Annotated in this window: 24 protein-coding genes and 1 pseudogene; 10 read left to right on the top strand and 15 right to left on the bottom strand. The window is 36.9% G+C overall.

What is annotated here, in order from left to right; all coding sequences use genetic code 11:
• Positions 1-39 precede the first annotated feature (39 nt).
• The 12 genes from NMG86_RS24900 to NMG86_RS24845 all read right to left on the bottom strand — a co-directional run bounded on the left by NMG86_RS24900 (position 40) and on the right by NMG86_RS24845 (position 5,519).
• Entirely contained in the window at positions 40-540 is a 501-nt protein-coding gene (locus NMG86_RS24900) for an SLOG family protein (protein WP_087882288.1), read from the bottom strand.
• A 103-nt stretch (positions 541-643) separates the two neighbouring features.
• The gene (locus NMG86_RS24895; RefSeq protein ID WP_087882289.1) at positions 644-934 is read right to left on the bottom strand and encodes a hypothetical protein; all 291 of its coding nucleotides are present in this window, start codon (positions 932-934) and stop codon (positions 644-646) included.
• 98 nt (positions 935-1,032) lie between these two features.
• Entirely contained in the window at positions 1,033-1,410 is a 378-nt protein-coding gene (locus tag NMG86_RS24890; RefSeq protein WP_052347429.1) for a hypothetical protein, read from the bottom strand.
• A 72-nt stretch (positions 1,411-1,482) separates the two neighbouring features.
• A complete protein-coding gene (locus tag NMG86_RS24885; protein ID WP_087882290.1) occupies positions 1,483-1,884 on the bottom strand; it encodes a hypothetical protein in 402 nt (133 codons plus the stop codon).
• A gap of 121 nt (positions 1,885-2,005) precedes the next feature.
• Positions 2,006-2,383, bottom strand: a complete 378-nt coding sequence (locus tag NMG86_RS24880; protein ID WP_087882291.1) for a hypothetical protein — start codon at positions 2,381-2,383, stop codon at positions 2,006-2,008.
• 51 nt (positions 2,384-2,434) lie between these two features.
• Positions 2,435-2,743 (bottom strand): hypothetical protein, encoded by a 309-nt coding sequence (locus tag NMG86_RS24875; protein WP_087882292.1) that lies wholly within the window; start codon positions 2,741-2,743, stop codon positions 2,435-2,437.
• Positions 2,744-2,795: 52 nt separating this feature from the next.
• Positions 2,796-3,149, bottom strand: a complete 354-nt coding sequence (locus NMG86_RS24870) for a hypothetical protein (RefSeq protein WP_087882293.1) — start codon at positions 3,147-3,149, stop codon at positions 2,796-2,798.
• A 97-nt stretch (positions 3,150-3,246) separates the two neighbouring features.
• On the bottom strand, positions 3,247-3,597 hold the full coding sequence (locus NMG86_RS24865) for a hypothetical protein (RefSeq protein WP_087882294.1): 351 nt from the start codon (positions 3,595-3,597) through the stop codon (positions 3,247-3,249).
• Positions 3,598-3,651: 54 nt separating this feature from the next.
• Complete coding sequence (locus NMG86_RS24860) at positions 3,652-3,774, bottom strand: hypothetical protein (RefSeq protein ID WP_269147388.1); 123 nt, start codon at positions 3,772-3,774, stop codon at positions 3,652-3,654.
• Positions 3,775-3,855: 81 nt separating this feature from the next.
• The gene (locus NMG86_RS24855) at positions 3,856-4,176 is read right to left on the bottom strand and encodes a hypothetical protein (protein ID WP_026798320.1); all 321 of its coding nucleotides are present in this window, start codon (positions 4,174-4,176) and stop codon (positions 3,856-3,858) included.
• 74 nt (positions 4,177-4,250) lie between these two features.
• Positions 4,251-4,541: a hypothetical protein gene (locus NMG86_RS24850; protein ID WP_026798321.1), complete on the bottom strand. Its 291-nt coding sequence runs from the start codon at positions 4,539-4,541 to the stop codon at positions 4,251-4,253.
• 147 nt (positions 4,542-4,688) lie between these two features.
• The gene (locus tag NMG86_RS24845; protein WP_027255680.1) at positions 4,689-5,519 is read right to left on the bottom strand and encodes an ATP-dependent DNA ligase; all 831 of its coding nucleotides are present in this window, start codon (positions 5,517-5,519) and stop codon (positions 4,689-4,691) included.
• Positions 5,520-5,580: 61 nt separating this feature from the next.
• Here NMG86_RS24845 and NMG86_RS24840 point away from each other — a divergent pair, with 61 nt between their 5' ends.
• From NMG86_RS24840 to NMG86_RS24820, 5 genes are all read left to right on the top strand, one after another.
• Positions 5,581-6,129, top strand: coding sequence for a hypothetical protein (locus tag NMG86_RS24840; protein WP_087882295.1), 549 nt, complete (start codon positions 5,581-5,583; stop codon positions 6,127-6,129).
• A 67-nt stretch (positions 6,130-6,196) separates the two neighbouring features.
• Positions 6,197-7,462, top strand: a complete 1,266-nt coding sequence (locus tag NMG86_RS24835; protein WP_026796362.1) for an IS701 family transposase — start codon at positions 6,197-6,199, stop codon at positions 7,460-7,462.
• A gap of 40 nt (positions 7,463-7,502) precedes the next feature.
• Positions 7,503-8,003 carry a hypothetical protein gene (locus tag NMG86_RS24830; RefSeq protein ID WP_144018199.1) on the top strand — a complete coding sequence of 167 codons (501 nt, stop codon included), beginning with the start codon at positions 7,503-7,505 and terminating at the stop codon, positions 8,001-8,003.
• Positions 8,004-8,101: 98 nt separating this feature from the next.
• Positions 8,102-9,463 carry a hypothetical protein gene (locus tag NMG86_RS24825; RefSeq protein WP_087882297.1) on the top strand — a complete coding sequence of 454 codons (1,362 nt, stop codon included), beginning with the start codon at positions 8,102-8,104 and terminating at the stop codon, positions 9,461-9,463.
• A gap of 50 nt (positions 9,464-9,513) precedes the next feature.
• Positions 9,514-12,159, top strand: a complete 2,646-nt coding sequence (locus tag NMG86_RS24820; RefSeq protein ID WP_087882298.1) for a hypothetical protein — start codon at positions 9,514-9,516, stop codon at positions 12,157-12,159.
• A 10-nt stretch (positions 12,160-12,169) separates the two neighbouring features.
• On the opposite strand, the gene NMG86_RS24815 is transcribed toward NMG86_RS24820, so the two are convergent.
• Positions 12,170-12,421, bottom strand: a complete 252-nt coding sequence (locus NMG86_RS24815) for a hypothetical protein (protein WP_237747658.1) — start codon at positions 12,419-12,421, stop codon at positions 12,170-12,172.
• Between the two features lie 209 nt (positions 12,422-12,630).
• Between NMG86_RS24815 and NMG86_RS24810 the strand changes: the two genes are divergently transcribed.
• The gene (locus tag NMG86_RS24810; RefSeq protein WP_026798326.1) at positions 12,631-13,041 is read left to right on the top strand and encodes a hypothetical protein; all 411 of its coding nucleotides are present in this window, start codon (positions 12,631-12,633) and stop codon (positions 13,039-13,041) included.
• Positions 13,042-13,176: 135 nt separating this feature from the next.
• Here NMG86_RS24810 and NMG86_RS24805 read toward each other — a convergent pair whose 3' ends face one another.
• The gene (locus NMG86_RS24805) at positions 13,177-14,997 is read right to left on the bottom strand and encodes an AAA family ATPase (RefSeq protein ID WP_081694534.1); all 1,821 of its coding nucleotides are present in this window, start codon (positions 14,995-14,997) and stop codon (positions 13,177-13,179) included.
• 505 nt (positions 14,998-15,502) lie between these two features.
• Here NMG86_RS24805 and NMG86_RS24800 point away from each other — a divergent pair.
• Both NMG86_RS24800 and NMG86_RS24795 read left to right on the top strand, forming a co-directional pair.
• Positions 15,503-15,820, top strand: coding sequence for a hypothetical protein (locus NMG86_RS24800; protein ID WP_026798328.1), 318 nt, complete (start codon positions 15,503-15,505; stop codon positions 15,818-15,820).
• Between the two features lie 24 nt (positions 15,821-15,844).
• Entirely contained in the window at positions 15,845-16,318 is a 474-nt protein-coding gene (locus NMG86_RS24795) for a hypothetical protein (RefSeq protein WP_026798329.1), read from the top strand.
• 23 nt (positions 16,319-16,341) lie between these two features.
• On the opposite strand, the gene NMG86_RS24790 is transcribed toward NMG86_RS24795, so the two are convergent.
• Positions 16,342-16,989, bottom strand: coding sequence for a lysozyme inhibitor LprI family protein (locus NMG86_RS24790; protein ID WP_052338793.1), 648 nt, complete (start codon positions 16,987-16,989; stop codon positions 16,342-16,344).
• A 321-nt stretch (positions 16,990-17,310) separates the two neighbouring features.
• On the opposite strand from NMG86_RS24790, the pseudogene NMG86_RS24785 reads away from it, so the two are divergent.
• Both NMG86_RS24785 and NMG86_RS24780 read left to right on the top strand, forming a co-directional pair.
• A pseudogene (locus NMG86_RS24785) lies at positions 17,311-17,502 on the top strand (Tn3 family transposase); the annotation flags it as partial.
• 211 nt (positions 17,503-17,713) lie between these two features.
• A partial coding sequence (locus NMG86_RS24780; protein WP_499103734.1) for a fatty acyl-AMP ligase occupies positions 17,714-19,251 on the top strand: 1,538 nt, incomplete at its 3' end.

Below are 19,251 nucleotides of genomic sequence, written 5' to 3'. Positions count from 1 at the left end.
TGGTTGATTCCAAAAAACATCAACGCCATTAAGCGGTAGCTAGTCCTCAAACAAACTTAATTGTTTTAAGGGTTCTTCATGGCTAATTTCTAATGTTTTAGGATTGAAAATAATAACTGGGAGTTTAGCTTTTCGTGCCATTGTAATAGTTAGATAAGTTCCCCCATTTTTGCGACCATCCCAGACCGCTAAACCCAGACTGGAATTATTAACAAGATATTGATCACGAGCTTGAAAAACACCGTTAGAATATTCAGGATATAAAACCTTGACTTCTGTTGCTTTAGCCAATAGTTGGCGGTACTTAATTCGCTGTTTATGAGTCCATAAATTTGACTGGTCAGGAAAAGGTAAAATCGCTTTCCAGGTTAATTGTCGTTTAGCCCAAATCTGAGCCGCTAATAAATCAGTTCCAACAGCCATTCCCGACAAGAAACAATTAAATCCTCGTTGAATAGCAAGGTCAGTTAATTGATTAATTCCAGATGTAGATTTAGCTCGAATAATGCAACGATGTCCGGTAATAAATGCAGTTTTCATAGTAGAAATAGAAAGAAAAACAGCAATAGCTTGTAGCGGTAGCCAATAGTAAAAAAAATCCTCAACTAACTAGATTGGGTATCTAATTAATTAAGGATTTAATTTAAAACTCATCGTATCTTGAATTAGATTCAATTTCAAATTCAAGGGAACTCTCCTGAGCGGAGTCGAAGGGTTCGATAAGACTTGAATATCTTGAAATCAGTTTGCATTTTTCTCGAAATTCTATAACTTCTTTAGTTTCTTCAATATCTTCAGTTTCTTCAATATCTTCAGTTTCTTCAATATCTTCAATATCATCGTCCCAAAGATAATCATAAGGAGATGGGGAATTATCAGGACAGAAACAGGGTTTTCCGCCACATTCAAGCCATTGACCATTGAGTTCATTCATGGTAATATTTATGTTAGAAAAAACGATAAAACACCTATCTTTGGCGGTAGCTACCCCAAGCACTAAGCTATCGCCAAATTATTTATTAATTAAGTAAATTAATTAATTAAGACAACACGGCAACGTTTACCAAGTTGTTTGATATTTCGTTGAGTTCCAGGGCTTTTACCATCCCAAATAGCTAAACCAAAATCAGCAGAACTCATCATTAATTTGTCTCGAAGGCTATAACTTCCCTGAACTTTAACGGTTCCCCAATTACCAACATTGTTTCTCAGGGTACTAAAGGCATACCAAACTTGAACATTATCGTAATTTAATGAATCAAGATAAGTTTGAACAAGGGTATCAACACCAGGAGCATCACCAATTAGAATCTCATAATTGAGTTCAATTATTTTGTTGATTCTAGTTAGGGCTTCTGTATTTAATGTTTCGATTGAACGTGAACCGGAAATAGCCACAGTGATTTTCATTGATTTAAAGTTAAGTGAATTAGAAAAACCCCTAACTAGATTGAATCTAATTAATTAGGGGTTTATTTAGGTTTATTTGACGAGATGTAGCTTAAAACCTAATTGCTTCAACAGTTCATAAAAGGCTTCGGGTTGCATTTTGTCATCGGATTCAATACCGCCTAATGGGGCTAGTTCTTCGATTCGGTGAACAAAACTAACTGCCCGGATAACGATTTCTGAGTATGGTCTTTGCTCCTCGTCCTTAATCAATAAAGCTATCTGTTTGTGATTCATTGCCATACTTCTCAAACGCTTAAATTCTCGTGTTTGCTGGTTGCGACTGTTCTGGATTTGTTGCCAGAGATTCTCCCGAAAACTTTGGGGAGTATAGCCAAAAGTCTGAAATTCTTTGCCTAAATTAATTAAATGTTTTCGACTTTTACCAGGGAAAACTATTTTGATGTTTAGAATTGGAAATTGAAAGTTAGTCATTGTTTGTTACCAAAAAACTTTATCAATTCTTGCGTTAGCATCTCACCACTAACTTTGAGGATAAAAAAAAGCCTTAATCTCACAAAGAGACTAAGACTTAATTAGTTAAGAGGTTTAGAAACTAGAAAGGTTTGGACTCGTATTCGGAATCAGCTTCTTGATACTTTTGTTTCAGTTGATTAACTTTTGATTCAGTTGATTCTTTGGGTTGATAATTAGATTTTTGTTCGTAATAATCAGACCGGATTTCCATAAGTTCATCTTCGGTATAACCCATTTCCTCGATGAATTTACGGACTTTAGCTAAATCCATTTTATGAATTTCATGCTTGAGCCATTGGGGTTTGAAGTTTTCATAAAGTTCTAAACCACTGATTTCTTTACCTTCAACTTTTAAGCCTTTGTTGGTACTCTTATAATGTTGCCAAGCAAGGATTCGGAAGCAATCAATGAGGGTTGAAGTTGTTTTTTGAGCTTTAGTTTGAATAAAGATAGACATTGTATTGGGAAAAAGAACAACACCTACTTTAGCGTTAGCTTCTTTTATTTATTAATACTCAATATTCCAAAGGGAATAAAGCAAAATTAGTTTTACTTTACGCTTCTTGGTTCGCCCCAAATAATAACCAGGGAATCTTACCCAAATCCCATTATTGGCAATGGCAAATATTATTCCAAATTTCCCAACTAGATTAGGATATTCCCCATCAGAATCTAAGCCTTTAATCTTGACTTTCTGGTTTCGTTTGAGTTTGGGAAATAAAGGTAATTGTAATTGAATGTAGAAGGGCTCTCCTGAGCGGAGTCGAAGCCTGTCATGAGCGGAGTCAAATGGGGTGCTGTTGGTTTTAGGTTTCATAGTTTTAGGTAGAAAAAAAAATAAACCAACAACTAATGCTGGTTTATTGACTTTAAGGGGTAAATTTTTCGTACAGAATCCGGTTGGCTTGTTGGATTAATTCGTTACTTCTTTCAATAAATTCTGCATAAGGAACTTTGGCGATTCTGAAGGTGCGACTCATTACCCATCTATCTTCAGAATCTATTTCTGGGCCGCATTCCCCACAATATTCTTTGATGTCGAGAGAAACGTTTTTAGCCCATATTGTTATCTGGATGTAGTAACTATTCATGTCATCGTTCTCTGGCATTATAAACTTAGAAAATCGAATATAAGGGATCAATCTCCCTTCCGGTGACTCCCATTCGTCCCGTTCTTCTTGCCAGCAAAGTTCTCTACAAACCTTGATTGTTTTGTCTCTCATTGTGTTATCCTAAATTTGTACCGAATTGAACGCATAACAAAGCCAATAACGTTATTCTCCTGAGTAGCATTATTGGTTTTGTTATTTGTTATTGAATTTATGATTGAAGTTCATTAAAGAGATTTAACAAACTACTGATGGAGAGTTCTTTAACTTTAAACTCAAAGGGAAAATGTTGATTACGTTTGGAATCACGGGAGTCCTGAATATGACCGCCATAGAATTGAATTTGGTCATGGAGGATTGATTGTTCTTCAGTTGTGAAACCAATATAAGCAATAAAACTGGTAAAGCCCGAACTAGAATCAGGTGCCTCTGACCATTGGTATTGATTGTTTTTGGTTCCCACAATCGTAATGCGATCGCAAAGTTCAACAATGCAATAATTTCCGTGAGGAGATGATTTAAGAACTTTACCTTTAATTCCTGCAAAAGTTATGGTATTCATTGATTTAGTGAAGAAACTTCATTGAATTATCGCGATAGCGACCTACCGCTCAAGTTATTTATTGGAGTATTCGATTCGATAATTAATCCCAGATTCTTTAAGAGCTTGTTCAATTGCTTCCTGCTCGAAACAGCAAAAGCTCGAATACATTTCTAATTCAGTATTTGATTCAGTCATTTGATTTAGTTAAGAGAAACTTCATTAAATTTAAGCGGTAGCTAGAGCATCAATTCTAATTACCGCTTATTGATTTATTGATTATTGACTATATTGAACTAACTCTTGAATATCAAAGGGAGTTAGATGGGCAAGGCAAAACTTATTACGGTATTCTTGCATGATTTTAAGTTCAATAGCATGAATTTTAAACCACAACTCCATATTAAACTCCATATTACGTTTACCTTTCTCGATAAAGAGATAGAAACAATTTAGCGGACGTTTAATGCCCTTCACCGTTCGAGAAAATGGTTCAATTCGATAATTAATTCCAGCTTTTTTAAGAACTTGTTCGATGGTTTCTTGTTCATACTCAAAATAGTTTGAGTAACATTCCATTTTGATTTCTTTAGTTTCCATTTTAAATAATTAAAAAAGGAGCAACCTTTCAAAGCGGTAGCCCCTTTTTGTTAATTAGAATTGATTTATTGCACTTATTGACCGTATTGGACTAATTTTTGAATCTCCCATAGAGAGGAGCAACTTTTGAGATTAAATTGTTCACGATACTTGAGGACAATTTCCATCTCAATGGACTGTAAATCTAAATTAGGTTCAGGTTCAGTAAAGAGATTGAAACAGTCAAGCGGTCGCTCATCACTTCCCATATTCAATGGTTCAATTCGATAATTAATCCCAGCCTCTTTGAGCGCCGATTCAATAGCCTCTTGTTCAAAACAACAAAAACTTGAATACATTTTTAATTCAGTCTTTAATTCAGTCATGGTTTTAGATAAATAAACTTCATTAAATTTAAGCGGTAGCTTCTTAATTTTATGATATAGTTAGAATGTAAACGAAACCAAGCCAAAAAAAGCATTAATTAGAATTTCTAACTAATGCTTTTACTTCAGAATCTAAATTAATTAAATCTAAATAAACCTAGAAAAAACCGGATGTCGAACTGAATTAGCTTTAGTAAGCCCAAGATGAATTACTTCAAGTTGACGACCCCGATAGTTTGATTGATTATTCCAAATCTCCAACCTTTCAGCATCAGAAAAACCCGTACCAACCCTAGCAGCTACAGGAACGCCAAGAATATCAGATTGAACAGATATTTTGCCTAAACTCTGGGAATATTTACCAGTACCTTTAAAGAAACCAGTGCAAATAAAGGTAGATTTCTCAAAGTTCTTGACTTTCAATAAATCATTACTTCTACCCTCAAAATAAGCAATATCAGGATGCCGCAGAATTGTTCCTTCATTGGATAATCCTGAATCCTTATTAAATTGATTTTGAGCTTGAATAGACGTGGGAGTATTTTCAATTAAAGTATAGGGATTGCCTACAACAATTGATTGATCAGAAGGGATAACCCCAGGAATAGTATCAATCATTTCTTGGGTACTTAACCATTCCCTAGTCTCAATTGAAAGGATAGCAAATATATGGAATTGCAATCTTTGTTTCTTGGCAATATCGTACTTCTTCCCACCTCTAACGATACCGGAAATAACATCAAAGGGTTCCCCAGGAATATAAAGCTCACCATCCAAAATGTAGCCTTGTTGTTTACAGATGTCGAGAATATGATCTAAACCAGCGAATTTAGATTTCAATGTTCGACTAAAAATTGCTTGTTCGGTTGGTAAGTAGAGTCCCCGTACTCCATCAAGTTTAGGTGAACTCCACCAACTCGAAATCCCGTAGTTTTTGGTGGGATAGTAGGTATTTGCCAGTTGACAAGATAGTGCCATTTTGTTGTCCTAAAAATCAACTTTGTGATAAACTAATACTATCAAATTACCAGGTAAAATTATGGCTGCGGGGAAATTAAGTTTCACTCAAACTGAGTTTAGAGTTCGAGAAGATGGAACTTATATTGGAGCTAAAGTTAGTGTTGAAAGAACGGTCGGAACAACAGGATTAGTTAGTGTCAAAGTAACAAATAGTTCGGCTTCTAGTTTGGGTCGTGGGACTCGGAAATTAGATTTTTTTCCGATTAACCCAATAACAACAACAGGGAGCGCTCAATTATTAACTTGGGCTGATGGTGAAGATGGAATAAAAACCCTTGAATTTACAATCATTCAAGAAAATTTAGTTGAAGGTGATGAATTTGTTCCTTTGAAGTTAGGGAGTTTTAAGGGTGCGGTTGCGGGGGCTATTCCTGAATGTAATTTGATAATTGTTGATGACGATGGGATTCAGGGAATTAAAGGAGATAAAGGGGATAAGGGAGAACCTGGAGAACCGGGGATGCCTGGAGAACCGGGGATTGGTTTACCAGGACAAAGTTTAAATTTCAGAGGGTTGTGGGATGTTGGGAATAGTTACCAGCCTTTTGATGTTGTTAGTGGGACTTAAACAAAAATAAGGGAAGAAATAGATGATAATGATTATGTAGCAAGCACATAACATTCAAGAATAACGAATGAAAGAGACAACCCCGGCAGCGATGCCCCCCTGCTTTGACCGATGGTGTCAAAGATTTGACGATATATTTGGTCATCTTGCCCAAAAACGGGAATTTAGGAACTATTTAGGGGGATTATTGGGAGAAAGTGAGCGAAAAAACCTGTCGCAAATGGCGAATAACTCCGTAGGAGTAGCTTACCACCGATTACACCACTTTTTAACCGAAGCTCCCTGGTTAGCAATGAAACTGAATCAGCGTCGCCTGGAGGTGATGAATCAGTGTAAGCAAACCCAGATTAGTCGGGGATTTGCCCTAATTATTGATGATTCAGGACATCGAAAAAGCGGGAACTTTACTGATGGAGTGGGACGACAATACATCGGAGAAATCGGAAAAACCGACAATGGAATCGTAGCAGTAACGAGCCATCTATACGATGGCAAAAAAAGCCTACCATTAGATATAGAATTATATCAAAAAGCCGAGTCATTACCGTCAGGAAAAGCTGACCCGGAATTTAAAAAGAAACCGGAAATAGCATTAGAATTAATAGAAAGGAGCTTAGAGAGAGGATATCAACCGGGAATTGTGCTAACAGATGCCGGGTATGGAAATAACACAAATTTTTTACAAGAGTTAGAGAAAAAAAGATTAAAATATATAGGGGGAGTCGCCAAGAATCGAAAGGTAATCCTCAAAAAGGGGGAAGATAAAACAGAGGAAACTCGATTAGATAATTTAGCCAAATCGTTGCCCCAAGGAGCTTTTAGTGAAATTCAACTCCAACTAGAAAAACCCAGAACTGTGTGGGTAGCAACAAAAGAAATTGAATTATCAAAGTATGCAGGGAAGAAAGTAATAGCCATCGTCATGAATGCTGCCACTTTCGACCAAGCCAGTGATATTGATTATTTAATGACTAATGTTGAGGCATCAAAAGCCACAGGAGAATGGATAGTAACGACCTATTCACAAAGAAATTGGATAGAAGTTTTTTACAGGGAAGCTAAGGGTTGGTTGGGGCTGAAAGAATATCAAGTCCGAGATAAAAGAAGTCTAATCAGACATTGGATTTTGGTATTTTGTGCCTATACTTTTATTCTCTGGCATAGTTTAACTGGAGGGTTAAGACGTCGATGGGCTAACAAACCTTTAAACACATTTGCTGATGCCCTTGAAGCCTTCCGCACAGCGATTTCCTTTCGATTTGTGGAGTGGCTCCAGAATAATAGGGATGTATTTGCAGCCTACAAAGCAAGTTTAGGCTTGATTTGGGCTTGATTTTTGTTTAAGTCCCATTAGCTTCAACGGAAGTTCGTATGTGGCAATTTTTGAGAATATGGGGATTACTCCTGGGGATAATCCTCTTACTGGCCCCAACATTTTCTGGAAACTTATTGCAGCTAAAGGGGATAAAGGAGACAAGGGGATTCAAGGTATTCAAGGTATTCAAGGTTTAGCAGGGGCTATGCCCGTTTTCGGAGAGTGGGTTAATATTCCTTTAACTACCGGGATTAGTATTTCAGGAGGCGACTTAAAAGTTCGTAGAGCCGGATCATTTATTCATATTCAAGGTGGCGTTCAAATTACCATAAGTGGTGTGAATAGTGCCGTCGTTGGAGCAAATATTGGTACAATTCCTGATGGATTTAATGTAACTCCTTATAAGGAATTTCCCATATCTGTTAATGCAGCATCAGGCAATACTCTGGCTGTAGGAATTTGTCGATATGGTATCAATAATTCAATTACAGTATTACCATCTCCGACATACTTGAATCAAAATTGCTATTACTCCATTGATCAGGTATTAATAGATTAACCACCCCGCGATTAATCTAGCAATCGCAATCTTAAACCTGATAATTTGCGATTGCTAAATAACAAACTAATAACAAATTACCAATAACAAATAACAATATGGTGTTATTAACAGCAAAATACCTACAAACATTAAAGAGTCGGGTTGTTGATTCTGGGGAATCTAAGAATTGGTTAGGAAAAGATATCTTAGAGATTGGTTCTGAAATTTATGAGTTCATCAATAATGGGGTTAATAATTTTCCTGTTGTTAGTACCCTAACAGGATTAACTGAACCAATATTAGAACCGATAAAACAGATAGCCGAACAACTTATCGCCCTTCCTGATATTTCAATTCTGGCAGGATTAGTTACCTTAGAATCAATCTATGGGATTAATAAAGCCTATAATACAAAACTCTATAAGGGTCAAAATCTAGTAGCTTATGCCAACAATATAATGAGTCGTGATATCCCAAGTTCTGATGATGAATATTATTATGTTATGGGGATTTCTGCCTACAATGAAACCCTCAATATTCCCTTATTAAATAGTGAAATAACGAATCTTCAATCTAAAGTTGGAGGGATTCAATCTCAAGCTCAATCAACTATTAATCAATTTGCTGATAAATTTGGTTTAAATTATCTTCAAGATAAAATTACTGAACTTGAAGGATTAATTGCAGAAGCTGGGGAAAACGCTTCTAATACAATTAAAAATCAATTATATCGTCTCAGAAGTTTTGTTAAGAAATTTATGGGAATTAGTTCTAGTTCTCAATCAATACCAATAGTAAATTATGGGAGTTTTGGAGCAATAGAATTAATAATACCAACAGCAACACCAAAGTTAGGGGATGTTGTAGGGGTAATTAACAAACTGGCAAATTGGTTTTTATCAATGTTTAGTATTCCTAATCAGATATTAGAAGTATTAACCCATACGGTAACATCAGTTGTTTGTAAAGCTATTGGTTCGGCAGGTGCAGAAGTTAGTAGGTATTTATCAGCAGGACTATTACAATCTTTACCTCAATTAGTGCCTAAAATTGGGAGTGCTACTGGAACTTTATTTGGTGGAGCTTGGGCAGTTTTGATGGGTTATGCGCCTTGGATTGCTCTGGTTGCTGGACTAATTTTAGTTGCTTTTAAATTAAGTGATAAGAAAGTGAAATTTGGTAGACTTGTCTATCTTTTTGGAACCAGATTATCAGGTTCACCCGATACGGGTTTTGCCGGAACTTACGATATGAATGAGAAGCAAATGAGAGATTACATTATTGATTTCTCCAAACGGATGCTCAATGAAGCTAAATCTACTTATGTTAAATTTTGGGCATTTAATGTCAATGATGATGAAGAAGTTGCCTTAATGTTTGATTTAACAAATATTAATGAACCTATAGAAATTTCTGATAAAACCATTCAAACAACTACCTGGGATTCGTTAAAACATTTTGCAGAAGAACCCTTCTAATCAATTACAAATTATGAATTACTAATTAGTAAATTAATTAAGGAGAAATTATGCCAACAACATTTGAGAATATAAAACTTAAAGAAGATGGAACAGAAGGTCAAATAATAACGATATCGACTTTCTATGTTTGGGACTGTACAAACCAGAGGTTTTCAACTTCACCACCAGTAGTTTTGCGTAATACAATGTTGGCAGCTTTATATCCGGCTAAAGAATTTATTATTGGTGAAATTCCTAAAACATCAACTAACCCCAGTTTATTAGACCCTTTTAAAGTTCCTGCTGTTTCTGACCCTTATTTTTTGGATTTAGCTTCTAATTCAAGAACACATGGGAGGTTTTTATTTACTCCAAAAAGAACAATTGGTAGAGATTATTTTCCTAAAAAAGACGACTGGAAACGAATAATTTACGGGAGTATTTTGCATACAGGATGCAATAGATTATTTTATAGAGAAATAAAATATATTGTTGTTGATGATGAACGACGGAATCCAAAGGATAGTAGTCCTCAAGATGATGGGGTAAATGGTGTTCATTGGGATACGGGGGATTGTCATGCAAAAGTTTCAAAAAGTCTCCTAACCCTATTAGAAAGCTGGGATACAGTTGGCAATGAAGATAACCCAAAAACCATTCAGATAAGAGCCGCAATCTTCAGGGAATGGACAATTAAAGGAACAGCAAGTCATTCCTATAAGTTTGAAAACGATAATAGATTTAAAGGATATGATTTAGTTATTCCCCTATCTTGTTTTAAGGGTAATAAACCCGCACCGGGTAACTATACTGGTAAAGTTCTAATTGGGGTTGTGCATGAAGCCGAGGAACGGCGGGCTAAACCCGGTTGGATGTTGTGGCAATGGTTTAGTTTCGAGACTCTTGAAGAAGATGGAATCATTACTAGACTCCATGAGAAATGTCAGAAATTAAGCACTGCCCTTGATGATATTTATAAATTAGCTGATGTCCTACGAATTGATTTAGATGAAGCTGAACAAGAATTAGCTAATCTTGATGATAACCCTGATGCTGAAGTAGCTTATGTTGATTCGGTTCTCAAAATTATTAAAGCTGATAAAAAAGGAGTTTTAATTCTACATCCTTATGTTTTATTAAAGGTTAAATTTAGACTGAGAGAGATGTGGAAAAACCTGGCTAAAAGTGCGGGAGTTAGGTTTTATTCAGTTATGTGTACTCCTGATACTAGCCTTGAAAAATATCAGAAACGTTATGGCGATAATTTCGTTTTTAGCCCTAAAACCTTCTGTTCACCAAGTTTCAAAGAAGGCGAGTATATTGTGTTTTGCAATCCTATGAGACATTGGGGAGATGTTCAACTTTGGAACAATGTTTATGAGGGTAGATTCAAAAATACTAGGGGAGTTTTAGCCGCAACTCGTGAACTTTTATTAAGTCTTGGTAGAGATACTGATGGAGATTTTATTCAATTAATAAATAGTCAAAGATATCCGGCAATAACTTACGCTTTGCAGGGTATGGATAAATCACCAAAAGTTAAGAAATTTCCCAAGGTTGCACTAACAGGAAGTCTTCAACAAATTGCTATTAATTCTATGAATGATATTACTGGTGTTGTTGCTAGTTTGTTAGGACGAGCTAGAGCTATAGGTGCTGAATTAATTGTCCAGAATATCCCAGGGGAAGGGGAAATGAGGATAATTGATTTTCTTTCCCAAGAATTACAAATAGCTGTTGATAGTTTAAAATCAGCTTATCCTAATAATCAAGATGGTCTAAAAGTTGTTAAGGAATTTCTTGATAAATCTGGTGCTGATATTCAATGGTTGGCAGACTTAAAATCTGATGATTGTTATTTTACTCGTCCTTGTTTGGTGAATAACAATTTAACTGATACTGTTACTCGAATAGTTAGTTTAGTTAATAGTTATTATCGACAACCTAATCTCAAGGAAGATACAATTCCAATGGATTATAGATTTACTTTATTTTCTCTTGTTGTTTCTGATGCTGTTCAGGATGCGATCGCACTACGAGAACGTGACGCTTATCGAGCCGAAATGGGTGCAGCCTTAGCCCATAAAGCCGCTAATGATGATGATAGGTTGGTCAAAGAAGTTACGGCTAAATTTAAGGTTCAAACTGAAGTTATTATGAGGGAAACCCTCAATCCTTTGAGAAAACCTTATCCTCCGAAGACTTGGGCGGCGGCTTATTGGAGGGTTAATCATTTAGCTAAATCGGGAACTGCGGGATTAGTTTTCTTGTTATTTTGTGATGAGATTATTGAAGAACTAAAGAATTTAGAAAATAAAAAGGTTTGGTTAATAACAATTTATGCAGTTCAATTCACCGCATTTGCTCGTCCCCAGTTGAATGCTTGGAATGGCGAGGAATTAACCGTTAGGAGTAGTTTTCTTAATATTAATGGCAAGGATAAAGTTAGTCTGGAAGGTAAATTAGACGGACAGCCTGGGTTTATTAATATGGGACTTGTCAACGAGAAAGATATTAGTCAAGTTCCGAACGGTTGGACTGGGAGAGTTAAGATTTATGCTAAAACTTATGAGAATGATAAGTACCCTCGAAAAATGTCAGCTAATGATGTTTGTACAAGTCTTTATTGCTTTTCAGTTGATATGGAGCAATCCGATATTGATGATTTTATGAATGATCATTGGTCAACTAGCAGTAGATTCAATCCCTTATGATAACTGAATATTAACGTCCTTCACAGCCAATGCCATCTTTATCAGAATCGAAGTTGTGGGGGTCAGGTTGGAGAACTACGAAGCGCCGATAAGAGATATCCTTGCAATCTAAGTCGGGTGGTGGGGAGGGAATACAAATTTCATTTCCGGCTAAGTCTCTGGGATAGGCAGGGTCGCAGTTTTGAGTAGGTTGTTGAGCGACGGATACGGTAACACCTACAATCAATAACAGAGAAGTCATTACACCCAATAATATCGCCATCAGTTCTCTCCATGAAAAATCAACTATAGCAATCCTAAATAGGTTCTAATATTGGCTCCTTGCTGTGCCTGGGTTTCAGGCTCATTTATCCCTACAACTCAAATAGGATTGCTATATCTAGGATTCTGTCAGCTTTTGTTGCTTTGGGAATATTAAGTTTTTCGGGTTTCTTTTTCTGGCAGTCCAGACAAACGAAGGATAAAATTATCATGGCACAACCTGAGAAACTGCAAATAACGGAAGTTTGGCAAGTGAAATCAATTGATAGTCCCACTGGGTTTACTATTAATAAAGGTTGGTTTGATACTAGAGAAATTCGAGTTTGTGGTGTTGAAGTTCCGAATAAAAACTCTCAAGTTGCAATTAATTATCTGAATGAACTTATTAAGGAATCTCAAGGAGAAGTTGGGGTAACATTTTTGGCAAAAGAAGGGAAGCAATGGATTACTGAAGTTTATGCAAATCTTGGAAAATTGCCAGAGGATATGATTGGAGAACAATTAATTACTCAAGGATTTGCGACAGTTACCAAGGAAATTGATAGTTGCCCCAACGGTGAAAGTTTGAGATTAGCTCAAGAGGAAGTACAGGAAAAATCTTCTCGGCAGAAGTCTAAGTAAATCCGTAATTTTACTGATGCAAAATCCTGAAGTTTGTATATGCTAAGTTATATTCCTAAATAGTCTTCTATGGATAATTAAATTATTGCTTATCAAGAAGTGGAAAATACCTTAATAATTACCGTTATATTCCTATCATTGGTTATGCTCAATAATCTCTTCAATTAAAGTAAATACGAATTCAAATTGAGCAAAGTCTTCAGCAGTGCCATTTTCACATAACCAATTACAAAGATTTCGTTTTTCAAATTTATTAATCTCACAAGTCTCGGGCTGAATCTGAGATACTGCACGAACTTTTCTTTCCACCTCTGGAGTTATGTCAAAAAACTGAGGATGGGATTCCCGAAGGTTATTAATTCTGCTTGCTGGGATTAAGTTTTCAATCCCTTTTGAAATTGGGTTGCTAGAAACTGTGGGAATGACACGTTTTTTAGCCATGTGATTGTCACCTTTTGGCTTATTTGTATCACAATCGTATATTAAACCAACGATATTTGGAAAAACTATCGCCAATTTGCTATTATTACAGGTTGTCCAAATCTTGTCTAGATTCCCAAATCCATCGCCATCTAATAACTTGATTTTGTTTAGTATTGATTGTTTATCAAGCAGCAAAGCGGCTTTACTCAAATATTTGATATCGTAGTCACCCTCAACAAAAATAACCGGTTTTTGGGCTTGTTCTACCTCGGATTTAATTTTGTCCCTAAATGTATTTGATTCCTTGTAATAATCAAAAGCAGATTGAAATTCCTCAAATTCCTCAACACCAATCTTCACTCCTGCTGGAAGAGACAAAATTTCAAATCCAGTATCGCCAAATTGTGTTTTCATGCCCAACAAAAACAATGGTGAGTGAGTAGTGAGTATAAACTGAACTTTGGGAAACATATTAATAACTGCTGGTAACAAATTGCACTGTAAGTCGGCGTGCAAATGTGCATCAACCTCGTCAATAATAACTACTCCACTTACATCTTCTAAATTTTCAAAGGATGCACCAGACATATCAAAGTCGCGTAGAATTGATAAGAAAATGTTAAGAATTGAAGTTTGACCTGTGGATAGCTGAAAAATATTACGGATGAATTCTGTCTCGTTCTTCATAATTGATACTGCACGATTCTGCCGAGGCCCAATTCCAAAGCGAACATTCTCATCAGTTCTAAAAATTAGCTTAATAAGCTGTGTGGTGGCATTCCAAATATTAGTAGCACTTCCTGCATACCACAAACACACTGGAGGTATCGAAACTATTTGTGTAGAATCGTATTTGAATTGAAACGGTACTGTTTTTAGGTCGTAATTTGCTCGATCTGAAAAGATATCAAGAAGCCAATTTTTAGAAAAAGTAAGCGGCGATTGCTGAATAATCAAGCGGTTTGAAACTCTATTTATTCTTGTACTTTCAATGAATTCTGCCGTGGCTTTAAGATTTTGAGCATTTAACCACGCTGGTTGTTCAAAGCGATTTGCTGGAAAGTATAATACACAGTTGCTATTGAATTGTTTTGAGACTTCTATTTGATTATTAATAAAATTTGCACCAAATATTGATGTTTCATATAAAGGAATCTCTCCAAATGAACTGTCGATTTCTGGGTCGCCAAAGTTTTTCACATAATCTTCTTGTGAGCAAGCAAGCTGCCACTCATAGCAACTAAAATCAGCACCAAAGTTCACCCTTGCATAACAGTACGTCGATCCATTTCTTATGTACTGAGGACTGCGAAGTTTATAGACCTTGCCTTCTTCTACCTCTGGATCATCAAAAGCAACCTGCTGTGCAGTTATTAGAGCATTCAATAAGTATGAAAGAAAAATACTTTTACCAGAGCCGTTTGTGCCAACTAAGATAAGTGGTTTAGGATGGCCATCATTGCTAAATGGAAAGTCATAGTTGATTTTTTCAATTGGCCCGACGTTTTTCAGAGTAATGTGCTTAAAGTACATGAAACCAGTTATATTTACTAGAGCAAAAAAAAGTCGTTTGCTGAATTTGCGACTGACTAACTAGCAGTTTATTTTATGTCCCTGAAAAGTACCCATAACTATTTATTATATGGAAACTCTGCTTTAGGTTGTAGTAGTTATTGTACCTATATCCGCAGATTCAGACATTCCTTCATTCTCATTGGTACTCATGATTTATCCTACCCTTAATTACTTCTTGCACTATCCCTCTTCTATCACTCTCCAAAAGGTCAATCCCTAGAAGATTTATTAGTCAGTCAATACAAGCTATCCTATTACAAAAACTGGGTTGTTGTATTTGTTGTTAGAAAGAAATAGCAGCGATCGCTTCCTATGCAAAAGCTCTAGAATCCAGAAATGGCAAAAGTTTTCGGAGAGTGACAGAACATGAATAATATCATTTTATATTATAATGAAAAATTAAGAGTTAAATTATCTCATTAACCCTAGGCTTTTTTAGAGAAATAACCTAATGAGTTTTAAAATGTCTAAGATTTTAGCAGCAACAACAATTAGTGCCATTATTGGTGGTTGTCTAGGACTATTTTCTGTCACGCCTGTTAGTCAAAATGTTTATGAAAGCGTCCCTGGTGTGGGTATAAATCGGCAATGTGGCGACTCATCACTCTGCAATGCACAGCGCAGCCGTGAACTTGCATCGGGTAGTGACTTTGCGATTACTTCAACCGTTGATAACGATGCAACAGCCCAAAAACGGATGACCTCTGGTTTAATAGGTGCAGTTTTGGGAGGCGGCTTAGTTTTTGTGATCATGATGGTTTCTAATCACAACAAAAACTAATTTTTTAAAATAAGAGTAAACCCGATGAAAATTCAACTTATTGTTAGTTTAATTGCCAGTCTAGCCTTTATTAGCAATTTTCCCTCAATAACCTTAGCGGAACGGCCACCGAATCTATTTCAAAAATCACATCTTTTAGCTCAAAATTCATCGTCAACAATTCAAAGTTTACCTAATGGTAAATATCTTTATGTGAAGCGAACGAATTTGAATCCTCCTCATCACAATCAGTACATTCTATTTGTCAAACAAGGGAATGCAGTTCTTGGCTATAAATATAATTCTGGTGCTGAAGAATGTTTTGGAGGAACACTGAATGGCAATACAATTACGAATGTTGTTTATCCAAGTTTTACCCGAGAAGGAAACTTATCTTTTCGTGGCTCCGATGTCACTTATCTAGGAAATAGTTCTTATCGTTTAAACTTAAATGAAGTTTCCCATGAAGCCGAATTAGGATTACAAGAATGTCTTGGAATCTTTTCACGGGAACGTTAAACTAGCAGCCCGGTCAAAAACCTTTAAGGATCTGATGGAAACCATTCTATTCGTTCTTGAGTCATGCGCCTTAAACATAAATCTTGACCAATGGCTGCAAATGTTGCTTCAAACTGACAATTGAGATTCCGAAATACAGACCAAGAACTTTGGGCGGCTTGTAAATTATTGTGAGCTTCTCCAGAAAGATTAATATTTAAAAGTTCATAACCAATATTAAGCCCACGTTCCAAGTCTTCTAAACTTCTATTCCTATTGGGTTTAGGTAACTGACTCTGAATATATTGGTTAAAATCATTGGTGCGTTTTTCCGTCCAGAGTTTAAGGCAAGTGTAGCGTGTTATAACCCCTAGACCTGAATGTCCACCAGCACGTCCAGCATTACTCAACTCAAATAAACATTGATTATCTCGAAATTGAATCCAAGCTAATTGAGCTTGAGTAAGCTTTGCTTTTCGTTCAGGAGAAACAATATAAGTTAATCGTTGATAAGCAGCATTTAGTTGAGCATCCGCTTGTTTAAACATCTCGACAGCACAACCATTCATATCAGCTTGGGTTTGCGTATTATCACAACGAGATTGCGCTCTGGAATTGTTAGCAACTCCGAATACAATTGCTGTAATAACAATAAACCCAAACCCATAAATTTTATTCTTCAGTAAATTCATTAAATTTAATCCTTAAAGTTTTCAGAGTTTATTCAGTTATTGCTGTATCTTCCACGAATTACGCAAATATTCCCGCTCTCGCTTTGACGCTACTTTTACAGGGGGAGAAGGGTGAGAAACCATTTTTGCCGAAAAGGGAAGTTGGAGTGGTTGGGTAAGAATGGCTGAAAGCTTTATGATCTGTTTCTCCCTTCATTATACATTGCCTAAATTGACTCAAACTAGGCAAAGTTATCATTTGTATTTCTTATCAATTCCGCCCCCCAAATGGGTCATTTTTACAAAACTTTACCAGGCTGCACCTGGTGACACGAACCTTCTATTTACGCCAATGTGGTTGATTTAACTGAGGTTTTGCTTCAACTCAGAAAAGAAGGTTTTTTCTGGGAGCGAGAAGATTTAGTGGCTTTGAGTCCTTATTTAACCAGTCATATTAAGCGTTTTGGTGATTATCTGATTGATCTTGATGCGATTCCACCAGCACTTGAGGAGACGTTAAATTTAGGCTTTTGAGTAAATTTGTTACAAAACTTTACGTCGTGCTAAATTTTGCGTGTATCTTGTCTTTACCCCGAATAAGTCTTATTATGGCAACTTCATCTCGTTTTAACCAAGGTTCAGACTTGTGGAATTATCCCTTTGTCGGACTTGTAAAACCGCGATCGCCCAGTAAATTTTCCCAAGTAAAATTTTCATACCTTGCTAACTTTTTCTATACTCTTCTATGACTATTAACTATGATGATCTGCAAGAACCGTTTAATAAATTCTCAACCCTAGTTGAATTACTCCGTTATCGGGCCAGTAGTCAACCTGAACGCATCGCCTATATTTTCCTACGGGATGGGGAAACCGAAGAAGCTCGTTTAACATACAGGGAACTGGATCAAAAGGCTAGGGCGATCGCCGCTCATCTACAATCCTTAGCAGCAGAAGGAGAAAGGGGTTTACTGCTCTATCCCCCAGGACTGGAATTTATTTCAGCCTTTTTTGGTTGTATGTATGCAGGAGTCGTCGCCATTCCCGCCTATCCGCCCCGACGCAATCAAAACCTATTGCGCTTACAAGCGATTATTGCCGATTCTCAAGCTCGATTTACTCTTACTAATTCGGCCCTCTTTCCTAGTTTGGAAAATCAATGGGCTAAAGATTCTGAATTAGCAGCGATGCAATGGGTTGTTACCGATAAAATTGACCATCACCTCAGTTCAGATTGGCAAGAACCGACCCTCGAAAAAAACAGTCTAGCTTTTCTACAATACACCTCTGGTTCAACGGGAACCCCGAAGGGAGTAATGGTTAGTCACTATAACTTGTTGATTAATTCAGCCGATCTAGATCGCGGTTGGGGACATGATCAAGATAGTGCGATCGTGACCTGGCTACCGACGTTCCATGATATGGGTCTTATTTATGGTGTCATTCAGCCTTTGTACAAGGGATTTCTCTGTTACATGATCTCGCCTGCCAGCTTTATGGAACGACCATTACGTTGGTTACAAGCCATTGCCGATAAAAAAGCAACCCACAGTGCGGCTCCCAATTTTGCCTATGATCTTTGTGTGCGTAAAATTCCTGCCGAAAAGCGTGCTTCCCTAGATCTGAGTCGTTGGCGTATGGCTTTAAATGGGGCTGAACCTGTCAGAGCGGAAGTACTAGAAAGGTTTGCAGAGGCTTTTCAAATCTCTGGTTTCAAGGCAACGGCCCTTTGTCCTGGCTACGGTTTAGCAGAAGCTACCCTCAAAGTTACGGCAGTTAGTTATGATAGTCCCCCTCACTTTTATCGAGTTAACGCCAATGCCCTAGAACAAAATAAGATTATTGCGGCCACTGAAACAGATACCAATGTACATACCCTAGTGGGCTGCGGCTGGACAACGATTGATACCAAAATTGTTATTGTTGATCCCGAAACCTTAAAGCCTTGTTTACCTGAAATCGTCGGGGAAATTTGGGTATCAGGTACAACGATCGCCCAGGGCTATTGGGGAAAACCCCAGGAGACCCAGGAGACCTTTCAAGCCTATTTAGCGGATACAGGAGCAGGCCCCTTTTTGCGGACAGGAGACCTGGGCTTTATTAAAAACGGTGAATTGTTTGTTACGGGTCGGCTTAAGGAAATTATTCTCATTCGAGGACGTAATAATTATCCCCAGGATATTGAATTAACTGTACAAAATAGTCATCCAGCCCTACGTCCCAGTTGTGGGGCAGCTTTTACCGTTGAGGGTAAGGGAGAAGAACGGCTCGTGGTCGTTCAGGA

The sequence above is a fragment of the Planktothrix rubescens CCAP 1459/22 genome, from assembly GCA_904830895.1.
Taxonomy (GTDB): Bacteria; Cyanobacteriota; Cyanobacteriia; order Cyanobacteriales; family Microcoleaceae; genus Planktothrix; species Planktothrix agardhii.
The sequence above is the reverse complement of the archived record's forward strand: the minus strand, read 5'-3'. Positions and strand labels throughout refer to the sequence as shown.